Annotated in this window: 16 protein-coding genes and 1 other annotated feature; all 16 genes read right to left on the bottom strand. The window is 28.5% G+C overall.

The features are described from left to right. Nucleotides 1–28 precede the first annotated feature (28 nt). Nucleotides 29–209: a binding site (T-box leader), on the bottom strand. A 51-nt stretch (nt 210–260) separates the two neighbouring features. Further along, on the bottom strand, nt 261–599 hold the full coding sequence (rsfS, locus tag BUB63_RS02030) for a ribosome silencing factor (RefSeq protein ID WP_051350642.1): 339 nt from the start codon (nt 597–599) through the stop codon (nt 261–263). A 76-nt stretch (nt 600–675) separates the two neighbouring features. Continuing rightward, on the bottom strand, nt 676–1,788 hold the full coding sequence (locus tag BUB63_RS02025; protein ID WP_051350633.1) for an LCP family protein: 1,113 nt from the start codon (nt 1,786–1,788) through the stop codon (nt 676–678). A 1-nt stretch (nt 1,789) separates the two neighbouring features. Beyond that, nucleotides 1,790–2,956, bottom strand: coding sequence for a nicotinate-nucleotide adenylyltransferase (gene nadD, locus BUB63_RS02020; protein ID WP_073247763.1), 1,167 nt, complete (start codon nt 2,954–2,956; stop codon nt 1,790–1,792). Between the two features lie 140 nt (nt 2,957–3,096). Next, entirely contained in the window at nt 3,097–3,396 is a 300-nt protein-coding gene (gene yhbY / locus BUB63_RS02015; RefSeq protein ID WP_027308544.1) for a ribosome assembly RNA-binding protein YhbY, read from the bottom strand. A 10-nt stretch (nt 3,397–3,406) separates the two neighbouring features. Then, nucleotides 3,407–4,672: a GTPase ObgE gene (gene obgE / locus BUB63_RS02010; RefSeq protein ID WP_073247762.1), complete on the bottom strand. Its 1,266-nt coding sequence runs from the start codon at nt 4,670–4,672 to the stop codon at nt 3,407–3,409. Nucleotides 4,673–4,685: 13 nt separating this feature from the next. Next, nucleotides 4,686–5,231 carry a Spo0B domain-containing protein gene (locus tag BUB63_RS02005; protein ID WP_159431441.1) on the bottom strand — a complete coding sequence of 182 codons (546 nt, stop codon included), beginning with the start codon at nt 5,229–5,231 and terminating at the stop codon, nt 4,686–4,688. 91 nt (nt 5,232–5,322) lie between these two features. Beyond that, nucleotides 5,323–5,589, bottom strand: a complete 267-nt coding sequence (rpmA, locus tag BUB63_RS02000; RefSeq protein ID WP_027308541.1) for a 50S ribosomal protein L27 — start codon at nt 5,587–5,589, stop codon at nt 5,323–5,325. Between the two features lie 35 nt (nt 5,590–5,624). After that, a complete protein-coding gene (rplU, locus tag BUB63_RS01995) occupies nt 5,625–5,936 on the bottom strand; it encodes a 50S ribosomal protein L21 (protein ID WP_027308540.1) in 312 nt (103 codons plus the stop codon). Nucleotides 5,937–6,055: 119 nt separating this feature from the next. After that, nucleotides 6,056–7,441 carry a ribonuclease E/G gene (locus BUB63_RS01990; protein ID WP_073247760.1) on the bottom strand — a complete coding sequence of 462 codons (1,386 nt, stop codon included), beginning with the start codon at nt 7,439–7,441 and terminating at the stop codon, nt 6,056–6,058. A gap of 4 nt (nt 7,442–7,445) precedes the next feature. Further along, nucleotides 7,446–8,135 (bottom strand): TIGR03936 family radical SAM-associated protein, encoded by a 690-nt coding sequence (locus BUB63_RS01985; RefSeq protein WP_035166046.1) that lies wholly within the window; start codon nt 8,133–8,135, stop codon nt 7,446–7,448. After that, the gene (locus BUB63_RS01980; RefSeq protein WP_073247759.1) at nt 8,128–9,966 is read right to left on the bottom strand and encodes a TIGR03960 family B12-binding radical SAM protein; all 1,839 of its coding nucleotides are present in this window, start codon (nt 9,964–9,966) and stop codon (nt 8,128–8,130) included. The genes BUB63_RS01985 and BUB63_RS01980 overlap by 8 nt, the downstream gene beginning before the upstream one ends. Continuing rightward, nucleotides 9,966–10,742: a zinc metalloprotease gene (locus BUB63_RS01975; RefSeq protein ID WP_073247758.1), complete on the bottom strand. Its 777-nt coding sequence runs from the start codon at nt 10,740–10,742 to the stop codon at nt 9,966–9,968. The genes BUB63_RS01980 and BUB63_RS01975 overlap by 1 nt, the downstream gene beginning before the upstream one ends. A gap of 9 nt (nt 10,743–10,751) precedes the next feature. Next, nucleotides 10,752–11,405: a M23 family metallopeptidase gene (locus tag BUB63_RS01970; RefSeq protein ID WP_051350632.1), complete on the bottom strand. Its 654-nt coding sequence runs from the start codon at nt 11,403–11,405 to the stop codon at nt 10,752–10,754. A gap of 74 nt (nt 11,406–11,479) precedes the next feature. Further along, nucleotides 11,480–12,607, bottom strand: a complete 1,128-nt coding sequence (gene rodA / locus BUB63_RS01965; protein WP_073247757.1) for a rod shape-determining protein RodA — start codon at nt 12,605–12,607, stop codon at nt 11,480–11,482. A gap of 55 nt (nt 12,608–12,662) precedes the next feature. Then, nucleotides 12,663–12,935, bottom strand: a complete 273-nt coding sequence (gene minE / locus BUB63_RS01960; protein ID WP_027308534.1) for a cell division topological specificity factor MinE — start codon at nt 12,933–12,935, stop codon at nt 12,663–12,665. 11 nt (nt 12,936–12,946) lie between these two features. Further along, nucleotides 12,947–13,744, bottom strand: a complete 798-nt coding sequence (gene minD, locus BUB63_RS01955) for a septum site-determining protein MinD (RefSeq protein WP_027308533.1) — start codon at nt 13,742–13,744, stop codon at nt 12,947–12,949. Nucleotides 13,745–13,749 lie beyond the last annotated feature (5 nt).

The raw sequence follows: 13,749 nt of genomic DNA, 5'->3' as shown, positions 1-13,749 counted from the left end.
TTGCAATATAAAAAGCCTCACCCCTAAATATAGGGACGAGGCAACTTCTCGCGGTACCACCCTACTTGACCATAAATTGGTCCACTTAATCAGATATAGGTCTCCCTGCCCTCTTTTCATCGAGGCGAGTTCAGAATTTCGTACAACTGGTTTGCACCGTCCACCAGCTCTCTGAATGCCGTAAATTCCTACTACTCCTCAGAAGGCAACAATATTTATTTTTTGTATATTATACTATATTAATCTTTAATTGTCAAAGATTATATACTAATTGCCTCTGCATCTATCCATAATCTTTCTAAATCATAAAATTCTCTATCTTCTTCATAAAATATGTGTGCAATTACTTCACCATAATCCAACAATATCCACTTTCCAGAATTATATCCTTCTTTATGATTTATTTCATATCCCTTTTCTGCCATCTTTTCTTCTATCTCATCAGCTATAGCTTTAACCTGTATAGTCGATGTCCCACTACAAATAACAAAATAATCCGCTATCTCAGATAAACCTTTAACGTCTAAAATTTTTATATCCCTGGCCTTTTTTTCAGATGCTGTTTTACCAATAAAATATGCCATGCCAGATGTTCCCATCAAGAAACATTCCTCCTAACTTTAATTAAATATTTCTTATTATATTTATATGGTGGTTTAATAAAAAAAGACATAATTATTTTACACTATCTAACCCTAATATGACAACAACATCTTCTTCCTGATTATCATATTTTTTTATTATGCCACATCCTATAATCTCTTTAATTTCTTGGCCAACTTCTTCATCATTACAATATATAAGTGTTTGATCTAATTTTTTGTTATAATTTCCTATTTTACTTACTTCATATTTATTTTCCTTTAGCAATTCTTTATATCTTGCAGCAAGTCCACTTTTATTTGTTGAATTTAATATTTGTATACTACAATCAACCTTATTGCCTGTTATTCTAGATCTATAATATCTTAGAAACTCATAATCATTTTTATAGCTTGGTATATAATATGAAACTGAATTTATATACTTTGGTTCTCCAGACATTACTTTTGTTTTAATCTCATCTTTTGATATGCCTATGAAGGATATAGCATATTTTATCATATCAATTCCATTTAGGTCAGTCTGTACATTTTTTGATACAACACCTAAAATCTTTGGAAACTTTACAAGTGTAAGTGGTGACTTTAGTTTTTCAGCTACTTTTATCAAAAACTCCTGTTGTGTTGATATTCTACCTATATCTCCTAAAGCATATCCACTTCCATCATTATTTTTTCTCCATCTTACAAATTGTTCTGCCTTTTGCCCATCTAAATGCACCTTTTCACCCTTTTTAAAATGTATTTTAATATCTCTTGCATCATAATTCATATCAAAGGGTATAATTACATCAACTCCTCCAATTGCATCAATCAATTCCCTAAAAGCTTTATAATCAACTTTAACATAATTATTTATGTTTATTTTTAACATATCTTCTAACTTATATTTTAATAAATCTATTCCTCCAATAGCGTGTACAGAATTTATTTTTCTAAATTCTCCATTAACCTTTACTCTTGTATCTCTTGGTATTGAATATATAAATATTTTTTTGTCCTTTGGTTCAAGATGAATTAACATTATTGTATCAGAACGTTTAGGAGCATCTTTGTGTTCATAGTCACCTGCATCAACCCCAACTAACAATAAATTTGCTGCTTTTGGTTTATTAATACTTAATATAAATATTGGTATTAAAACTATAAATAAAAGGATTGTAATTATTTTAATTAGTCTTTTCATATTACTCCCCCATATCCAATAAACTATTTCTTAGCTCTACAGTATTAGGATGGATAAGTAATCCTCTTTCTAACAAATACTTAATCGTTGAATCACAGGATTTTATAATTGCTAAATCTAAATTTTCAAATGATAGCTTTCTAATTTCATCTACACCATCAAAATTCCTATCCTCTTCTATTATGTCTGCAATATAAATTATTTTCTCAAGGATAGACATATCTTTTCTTCCAACAGTATGATAATATATCGCATTAAATATATCACTATCAACATTAAACCTATCCTTTGCTATATATGCCCCTACATAGGAATGTAAAATTTGTGGTGACTTTTTATCTATTTCATTTAGCATTATCCCATAATCTTTTATGTATCCCATAATTACATCTAAACTTAAATTTTTTGCATTATCGTGCAAAATAGATGCTATTTCAGCCTTTTCTTTATCTATGTTGTATTTTTGTGCTAATTTAACTGCCATCTTTGATACATTAATTGAATGTCTGTATCTTTTTTCATCTAAACTTTGCTTAACAAAATTTATGATTTCTTCTTTATTTATTTTATTTGAGTAGAGATTGTTCGCATATATATATTTTTCAACCTCACTTGGTACATAATACTGTATAGATTTTTGATTTTTTAATTTATTTCTTATCACAGATGATGATATATCAATATTAGGTATACTTATAAAACGAATATCTAAATTATACTTTTTACGATAATTTGTAATTAAATCTAATATATCGTCTTTTTCTGAATTTCTATTTACAACAACAAAGCTGCAATAATTGTGAATTTCATCAATTTGCTTCCAAGTATGTAGCTCCTTTAATGTATCATAACCTATTATAAAGAAGAATTTGTAATTACCATAGAGTTTATTCAATGTTTTTAGTGTATCAATTGTATAAGTAAAACCAGTTCTTTTTACTTCAATATCAAGTGCTTCAAATTTTTTATTATCATTAATTGCAAGCTTTACCATATTAAATCTATCTTGAGCACTTGCAATATCACTTATATTTTTATGCGGAGGTCTTCCTACTGGTATGAAAAATATCTTATCTAAATTCATTTGATTTAGGACTTCGTTTGCAATTATTAAATGGCCATTATGTATTGGGTTAAAGGTACCACCCATTATACCAACTGATAACATAAAATCAACTCCTAACAAAAATTACTTTTTTATTATATAAAAAAGTAATAAAAAATAAAAGTATATAAATATGCGTTTAAAACAGAAAAAAGGAAAGTGCCATATAAAATTTATAATTATGGCACCTATAACTTAACATATCATTTTTTCATAGGTAATTCTATTTTGGGTTTGTTTTTAGATTGTCTATATATTACAAATTTATTACCAATTACTTGAACAGGATCAGCGTCTAATTCTTCACAGACTATATCGCAAGCTTCTCTTGCAGTTAGTAATGAATTCTTTAATACATTAAGCTTTATTATTTCTCTTGCTTCTAATGCTTCATCTATTTGTGCAAGTACTCTATCGTCCACTCCTTCTTTACCAATTTGAACTATTGAATCTATACTATTTGCTAACCCTCTTAAGTAGCTTCTTTGTTTACTCGTCAGCATATCTATCCTCCTATTCTATGAATTCAAATTCAAAATCATTCATTCTTACAAGGTCACCATCTTTTATACCCATTTTTCTTAATTCATCTATTATTCCACGTTTTTCCAAAACCTTATGGAAATACTTTAATGATTCACTATCATAAATGTTAACACTTAATAGTAATCTATCTACAAAGGAACCTTCTATTACATATGTTCCATCTTCATCTATTCTAATAGTATAAGTAAATTTCTTTTCTTTTGGAACATATACCTCATATTCTTGCTTTTCTTCAACAATGTTATCAAGCATATTGCTTACATATAACATAACTTCCTTTAATCCTTTATTAGTTGCTGCTGATATTTCAAATACCTCAATTCCTTGCTTACCAAGCTCTTCCCTCAATCTCTTAACATTCTCTTCACTACCTGGAATATCACACTTATTTGCTGCAACTACCTGTGGTTTCTTTGATAATTTTTCACTGTACAGTTTCAACTCTTCATTTATTTTATAGAAATCATCTATTGGATCTCTACCTTCAATTCCTGATGCATCTATAACGTGTATTAAAACCTTTGTTCTCTCTACATGTCTTAGGAAATCTATTCCAAGTCCTACTCCCTCATGTGCTCCTTCGATTAAACCAGGTATATCAGCTAAAACAAAACTCTTTACTCCCTGCATTTCAACAACACCAAGGTTTGGTTTAAGGGTTGTAAAGTGATAATTTGCAATTTTGGGTTTAGCACCAGTTACCATTGATAAAATTGTTGATTTACCTACATTAGGAAATCCTATTAATCCAACATCAGCTAACAACTTCAATTCAAGTGTTATCCATTTTTCTTCCCCAGGCATACCTGGTTCTGCAAAATTAGGTGCCTGCCTTGTTGGAGTTGCAAATCTTGTATTTCCTCTTCCACCTCTTCCTCCTTTACATACTACAAATTCTTGACCTTCCTCTACTAAATCAGCTATTACTCTTTCAGTCTCTGCATCCTTTATTACAGTACCTGCTGGAACCTTTATAACCAAATCTTCACCGTCTTTACCGAATTTGTTATTTGTACCACCATTTTCTCCACGCTGAGCTTCATATTTCTTTTGATATTTAAAATCTAATAATGTACGCATATTGACATCAACTTTGAATATAACATCTCCACCGCGTCCACCATCTCCACCATCTGGTCCACCAAATGGAACATACTTTTCTCTTCTAAATGATACACAACCGTGTCCTCCATCGCCTGCTTTAACGTATATCTTAGCTACATCTACAAACATAATGTTCACCACCTTACTGTATATTAATCATTACAATTTTCTTATCGTTTTCTTTATATAGTGATATATTTTCAGAAATTAGAATAAAGTTTAAATTGTTATTATTTAAGTCAATTTCCATATCATTGTATAATAAAATTTGTACCCCTTCTTCAATTTCTTTTGCATCTATATAGATCTCCTGTTTTTTAAATTCTTTTCTTAAAATATCATAAAGTTCCTGCTTAAATGTATTTAAATTTTCTATGTACTTGTTAATATTTTTGCTTAATTTTTCTTCTGATATGTAAAAATTTAAATTTTTTAATTGCCATTCAAGTGCACATCTCTCTATTGAATTTATTATGTCATTAATTATTAAAGATAAATAGCTATTATCAAGATTATAAAGTTGGCTTAACATATACATTCTTGAGTTTATTTTTTTTATATAGTTTAATGCTTCTTCAGGTTTATTTATTTGTAGATATCCATAAATAACCTGTAAGTAATTCATAAAATCGTGCCTCTGTTTTCGCATTTGATTCATACACCATTTTATGTTTGATTTATCCTTCATAAAATCACCTACTTGCAAGTGTATTAACATTTAAATAATACACCACCAATATATAAAATGCAACAAAAATGCACCCTACTGGGTGCATTTATTATTGTGCAATTTCAGCTGGATATACGCTTACTTTCTTTCTATCTTTACCGTATCTTTCGAATCTTACTACACCATTTATTAATGCAAATAGAGTATCGTCTTTTCCTCTACCTACATTTTCACCTGGATGTATCTTAGTTCCTCTTTGTCTTACAAGTATGTTGCCTGCAAGAACAAATTGTCCATCTGCTCTCTTGACACCAAGTCTTTTGGATTCACTATCTCTACCGTTCTTGGAGCTACCGACACCTTTCTTATGAGCCATTGATTACACCTCCTTATAAGAAAGCTCTATATAAATTAAGCTTCGATTTTTTCAATCTTAATTTGAGTATAAGGTTGACGATGACCTTGCTTTCTTCTGTAATCCTTCTTAGCCTTAAATTTGAAAACTATTACCTTCTTAGCCTTTCCGTGCTTAACAACTCTTGCTACTACCTTTGCACCTTCAACTGTTGGAGCACCAACTGTTAACTTTCCATCCTTTGATACTGCAAGAACTTCGTTGATTTCAACAGTTGAATCAACATCAGCATTTAGCTTTTCTACAAAAAGTAGGTCACCTTCTTGCACTCTGTATTGCTTTCCACCTGTTGCTATAACTGCGTACATTTTTACACCTCCTCTAACCAGTCTCGCCGTAGAACAAGGCACCCTTTGGTTTAAAGCCCGTCTCGAGCGGTCTACAGATGGTAGTTTATCATACATAAGGCTTTTATGTCAACACTTTTTTACTTTTTAATCTGAATTATTATTTTATCATCATCTTCTTCAATTATAGATAAGTTATTTTTATTTCTTATTAAGTTTAATTCTAATTCATCATCTATTATTTTGTAGTTTTTTATATCACTTGCAATTAACTTTATTTTAGTTTTATTTTTCTTTTCAATTTCTTTAACTAATATATTAATAATAGATTCATTTTGCAAGTATATACTATTATTAATTAAAATATAAATTTCACTTGAATTTTTTTGTGTTAATAAAAGCTCAATTTCCCTTAAAATAGTATAAATACTTTTTGATTTTAGTTCTATATCATAATACTTCTCAAAAAAACTTTTATTGTACCTTTTACGTGAAGCTTCCATTATACCTAATTTAGTAAACCCAAAAACTTGTAAATCTAAATTCTTTTTTTCAATTATTTCATTTACATATTTCTCTAACTCTTTTCTCTTTTTGAAATCTAAATCGATAAAATCAATTAATATATTACCATTTAAATTATATTTTATTATAAAGTCTATAATAACATCACACGCTTCCTTATTTATTTCAAAAGCATTATTGGTATTAGTGGATAAGGATGAATTAACATCTATTATTGTAAAAGCCTCTGTTAAATCTACAATCACACTACCACCGTTCTTCATTGTTATAACTCGTGATGTATTATTTTTAATAACTTCTTCTATAAAGTAAGGAATATTTTCATCAATTATAATATGTTTATCTTTAAAATTATCCCTTTTACTTAATTCTCTTTTTAATTTTTCATTGTTAACTTTAATTGATTCAATGTTTTTATCTAAAATTTCATCTTCAATATTTTTATAAAACTCATTATTTTTATAGATTAAATATGGTGGTTTAATAAAACTTTTTCTTTGTAGTATTCCGTCCGCTATCTTTGATAATCTGTAGTATTCTTCTTCAACTTCTTTTATATCTTCTATCGTTGTATTGGTTCTTATTATATATCCGTATCTACCATCGTAATTATCTAAATGCTGAGTATTGAAATTTTTATTTTTAGTAGATATACTGATTTCTTTACTATTTATGTTTAAAATTATGTATCTACCCTTTAATTGTAATTTGTCTTTAACTCTTGGCCCTTTATTACCTTTTGCTTCCCTACTTACTTGAACTATCACATCTTGGTTAATAGTGTATTGGTTAGAAAAAAGAGGCATAATAGCCTCCTTTTTAAATCCTATATCCACAAAAGCCACCTTCATTTTGTCTGAAATACCTTTAATCTTACCTACATATATATTGTCACATATATCTTCTTCATATTTATTTTCTATATAGATTTTTACTAATCTATTTTCATCCATAAGTAAAGCTCTGTTTTGTATATTATTTTCATCTATTAGTAGTATCATTTAATCACATCCTGCTAAAGAATTCATCAAGAGGTACTAAATCATTTTTAACTTTTGTATACATTTCTGTTCTTTTTATAATTGGAACTCCTATTGCAACAGATTCTTTTAGTATATCAGCAATAACTTCTGGACTTAAGCTTCCAGAATTTGAAGTTAAAACAATACATTCTAATATAAAATAGTTTTCATCTATATTTTTTATCTTTAAATCAAAAATCATTTCTTTTATATTAATTGATTTTTCTCCTGACTTTGTCTTTTTTGTTTTAATGATTTCTTTTGCATTTATAATATTATTTACTGCCTCTTCAATTTTATTATTTTGAGAACGTTTTAGCTTTATTTCATATCTTGAAGCATAAGTTGCTGCCATACAAGTAGGCATTTTTTTGTTTATTGGTATAACCTTCAATACCTCTAAACCAATTGGCATATTAAAATTAATTTTTTCTAATATTTCATTTTTGTCTATAAAAGAATCAAATTCAATATCAATATATTCAGCAAAACTTTCTATTCCAACAGATAAAGGTGATGCAAAGGAAATACTTGGATGAGGATTGAATCCCTTTGAATAAGTCAAGGGTAATCCTGCTCTTCTTATTGCTCTATGAAGAGTTCTCATCGTATCCAAATGAGAAATATATTTTGTATTTCCCATCTTCTTTAGTTTAAATACATATCTATTCATTAAAACATTTACCACCTTTCAAAAGTTTTGTAATTCCACATCCTGTACAACCTTGCCTACAATCTGGCGTTAAAATACCTTTTTCAGCCTTTTTATATTCATTTATTAAATACTCTTTGCTTACACCTACATCAATAAAATCCCAAGGCAATACTTCGTCTAAACTTCTTTCTCTTGTTGCATAAAAATGTGGGTCTATATTACACTCTTCAAATGCCTTCATCCATTTTTCAAAGTCAAAATGCTCCTGCCATCCATCAAATTTACAACCTAACTCCCAAGCTTTAACAAGAACCTTAGTTAATCTTCTATCTCCCCTTGAGAATACTCCCTCTAAAAAGCTAATAGGCGTCTCGTGCCAATTATATGTTATAAACCTACTTTTTATTTTTTCCTTTAATAATTTTTGTTTTCTATAAAGTTCATCCATTGTATTTTGACCAAACCATTGAAACGGTGTAAAGGGCTTTGGTACAAAGGATGAAGTACTAACTGTAACATTTAGTCCCTTTTGACGTTTTTCCTTTGGAACCTTAAAATACTCATCAACAACTTTATATGCTAAGTCTGCAATACCTTCAACATCCTCATCTTCTTCAAATGGAAGCCCAATCATAAAGTAAAGTTTTATATTATTCCAACCTAATTCAAAGGCACTACGTACTGACTTTATTAAGTCTTCTTCTGTAACACCCTTGTTTATAACATCTCTCATTTTTTGCGTTCCAGCTTCTGGTGCAAAAGTCAGTCCTGTTTTTCTTACCTTCTGTATCTCATTTATTAAATTAACAGAGAAGGAGTCTATTCTAAGTGACGGCAATGATATGCCAACATTGCTCTCCTTATATTTTTCAATTAATTTATTAACCAAGTTTTGAATATCTGAATAGTCACAAATACTAAGTGAAGTTAAGGATATCTCATCATATCCAGTTTCCTTAATAAGTTTATCTGCCAAATCAATTAACTTTTCTGTCTTTTTTTCTCTAATAGGCCTATATATCATGCCAGCTTGACAAAATCTACAACCTCTTGTACATCCTCTAAATGTCTCAAGCATAATTCTGTCATGTACAACTTCAGTAAGTGGAACTATCATCTTTTCTGGATAGAAGGAATTATTTAGATCTTTTATTATTCTCTTCTTTATATTTGTTTTATAAGTTTCTTTCTTAGGAACCATCCTCTTTATTGTTCCATCCGTATTATATTCTATTTCATATAGTGAGGGAACATATATTCCTTCTATTTCACTTACCTTCTCTAAAAACTCCTGCCTTGATGCATTTGATTTTTTAAATTTAGAGTATAAATCTAACACCTCATTTAATACTTCTTCCCCCTCACCAAGCACAAAAAAATCTGCAATATCTGCTAATGGCTCAGGATTGTAAGCACAAGGGCCTCCAAAAACAACAAAAGGATGATTACTTCTATCCTTTGAATATAAAGGAATATGTGCTAAATCTAACATATTAATTATGTTTGTATAACTCATTTCATATTGTAATGTAAAGCCAACAAAATCAAATTCACTAAGTGCATCCTTTGTTTCTAATGCAAAAAGAGGTATATCATTTTCTCTCATTAATCTTTCCATATCTGGCCAAGGAGCAAATGCCCTTTCGCAATAACAATCTTCTCTTTCATTTAGCAAATGATAGATAATCTTCAAACCTAAATGTGACATACCAACTTCATAAACATCAGGAAAACAAAATGCAAATCTTATCTTATCTTTTTTATCCTTAATTACTGAATTTACTTCATTTCCAACGTATCGTGCTGGCTTTTGTACCTTTAATAATATTTCTTCGTTTAAGTTTATCATTAAAAACTCCTCCCAGATTTTTTTATTAATTCTTCAAAAGTAACATTACCAAAACTTAAAAAGTAATTAATAATCTCATATTCTGTAACCTTACCTATAATTTTTGTATTTTCAAATACATATATTACATAATATTTATTAAAACAAAAAGTCTTAATAATATCAAGGATTTTATTTGAAGATTGTACCCCTTTTAATTTAATCTTTATTATCCTTCTGTTTTTAAAGAAAGTATTTTTCGCATATACATCCTTTAATATGTTTATTACAATATTATTATAATCAATAATTGAATTTATAATAATTGCTATGCCAACAAAAAATATTAATATAAAATTTAATTTGTTAATATTTAGAAAAGAAACAATCAAAAGAAAAACTGCAAAAATGATACTACACAAATTTACTATAATATAAGATTTATAAAAACCAACATAATATTTTAAAATCATTCTTAATGTTCTACCACCATCTGAATAATTAAATGGCATTATATTAAATAAAAATAGAACAAAGTTAACCCTAAACAAAATTTCATTTGAAAAAACATAATAAAAAAACAAAATACAAATCAAATTAGAGGCAGGACCAGATAATGATATAGCAACATCATAGATTGGATTGATGATTTCTTCTTTAAAATTTATATTAAATCCTGTCCACTTAAATTTTATGCTTTCAATTGTGTACCCGAATATATAGGAACATAAAATATGTGCTAATTCATGCATAAGGTAAAAAATCATATATAAAAGAATAACTTTAACATAAGTCATTTTTTACCTCTATCTATTGCTTAGAAATTTAAGAGGATCCACATAGCTTCCTGAGTGCATAACTTCAAAATGAAATGACTTATTTTTTTCCTTATCAACTTTTCCAAGTATATCGCCTTTTTTAATTTCTTCACCTACATCTTTATTTAATTCTATAAGGTTATAATATACTGTTTTGTAATTATCTTTGTGACTTACAGTTACTACTATTCCATTATCCTTTGTATTTTCAACTTTTTCTATTATTCCATCATAAACACACAGTACATTATATGTATCTTTAACTTCAATATCTATACCATTGTTAAAAAAGCTCTTTTTGCTATTTGGATCTACATATTCACCAAAGGGCTTAATTATTTGACCATCTAATGGCATAAAATCAAGTTTAAATACTTCTTTTTTATTTTGAAATATATTATTTGAAAATACACTAATATAATTACTATGACTAACTATATTTTTAATAGTTTGAGTATAATCCTTTCTATAATATTCTTCTATTTTAAATAATACAGTATTACCATTGTACGTATAAGTTATCTTTATTGTAAACATAAGAATAAAAATAACAGCTACAACTGCCAGCCTCTTTGTAAATCCCTCAAGATATTTATTATTTTTCCTTTTATATACAAACCTATTATAATTATAATAATTCATTTAAAGCACCTCCTTTTTAATCTACTATATATTTATTTTTAGGTAATAAAAAAATGCATGCAAAAGCATGCATTTTAAAAATTTATTTTTTTTCTTCTCATACTTACATTTAAAATAAGACCTATTGCAATAACATTAGTTAATAGAGATGTTCCACCATAACTCATAAAAGGCAGTGGTATACCAGTTATAGGCATTAAACCTATATCCATACCTATATTTTGAAATATTTGAAATCCTATCATAGTAACAATACCTATAACAAGATATTGTCCAAACTTATCCTTTGCAACCTTTGATATTTTTATAGATTTATAAAGAATGTTAAGATACAAAATTAAAAGAATAATTGAACCTAAAAATCCCCAATTCTCTGCAAAAACAGCAAATATAAAGTCGGTATGAGCTTCTGGTATAAATTTACCTGATGAAAGCTGTGTATTCCCTTGTATTATATCTGCAAAGGATGATTTTGGGAAAAACCTTCCTGATGCTATAGCAAGCTTAGCCATTGATGCATTATATCCTGCACCTAATCTATCTAACTCAGGATTTAAAAAAACAAGTATTCTATGTTTTTGATATGTCTTAATTATGTTTAAATTCCAAGCTATTGGTATTAAAATTGCAAGGATAGTCACAGGTATATAAATAAACTTCATATCCAAGCCTGCAACAAATAATATACCTAATACAATAACTGCAATTATCATATTTGTCCCTAAGTCTGGCTGCAACTGTATTAACCCCATAGGAATTAAAACAAAAATTGCAACCCTTTTTAACACCTCAAATTTATTTACTTCATCTACATCCTCTAATATTTTTGATAATCCAATTATAATTGATAGCTTTACAAATTCTGATGGCTGACCACCAAAAGGACCAATTCCAAGCCAAGCCTTAGCTCCATTTACTTCCCTACCAAATAACAAAACTGCTATTATTAATAAATTAGTAACAACATATATTATCTTGTAATAGGATCCTATTGTTGTATAATCAATTGTGATTACAAATACAAAGGCTACTAAAGCTACTAATAATATAATAAATTGAGCAATTGTATTTCTAAAATTTCCAGTTTCCAAGGCATTATTGGCAAACATTATAGTTGTAATTCCTAAAATACAAATAGCAATCATACTAAAAAATATACTCCAATCAAAGTATCTAAACAATTTTTTATTTATTTTAATCATACTACACCTCCTTAACTACTATATTATAAAACAAAAAAGAAGATAAGAAAACATCTTATCTTCCAAATTCCTTCATCTTCTTTATTGGTATATTTGCAACAAGTGCCGGAGAAGAAGTTCCTTGCTCACCTGCTCTTGTAAGTTTTATTTCCAATCCTGATTCATCAATTTCTGCATAATCTGAAATAACCCTAATAATATCTCCTTTTACCATTTCTAAAAACTGTGGTGAAACATTTGCTCTATCGTGTATGAGTATTAATTTTAACCTTTCCTTCGCTACATCCTTTGAAGGAGTTTCCTTACTAAAAAACTTAAATAAATCCATAGCAACACCCCTTACTTCTTAAAGAATATCTTCTTAATTGATGCCAAAAGTCCAGATGGTTCTTCCTCAAGATCTAAGAATGGAACTTCTTCCCCCATTATTCTTCTTGCTACATTTCTATAAGCTTTACCTGCCTTTGAGTTTTCATCAGTTACTGCTGGCTCACCTCTGTTTGTAGAAATGACAATTTTTTCATCTTCTGGAATTATTCCAAGTAACTTAATCGCCAATATATCAGTCATATCATCAATATTTAGCATTTCGCCCTTCTTTGTCATTTCATATTTTATTCTATTTATTATAAGCTGATGATCTTCTAATCCTTTTGCCTCAAGCTTTCCAATAATTCTATCTGCATCTCTAACAGCAGAAACCTCTGGAGTTGTAACTACTATTGCTCTGTCTGCTCCAGCTACAGCATTTTCAAATCCATGTTCAATTCCTGCAGGGCAATCTATTATTATGTAATCAAACTCCTTTTTTAAATCATCTATTAATTTTTGCATTTGTTCTGGCGTAACTGCTGTTTTATCCTTTGTTTGTGCTGTAGGTAGTAAAAATAAATTGTCAAACCTTTTATCCTTTATTAGTGCTTGTTTTAATCTACAAGTACCTTCTACAACATCTACTAAATTATAAACAATTCTATTTTCTAATCCTAAATGTAAATCTAAATTTCTTAAACCAGTATCTGCGTCTACTACAACAACTTTATTTCCAAGCATAGCAAGTGCTGTACCTATATTTGCTGTGGTTGTTGTTTTTCCAACGCCACCTTTTCCTGAAGTTACAACAATAGCCACTCCCATTATTT

This window comes from Caloramator proteoclasticus DSM 10124, from assembly GCF_900129265.1.
In the GTDB taxonomy this organism is placed as follows: domain Bacteria; phylum Bacillota; class Clostridia; order Clostridiales; family Caloramatoraceae; genus Thermobrachium; species Thermobrachium proteoclasticum.
This window is presented reverse-complemented; position numbering and strand designations above follow the sequence as displayed.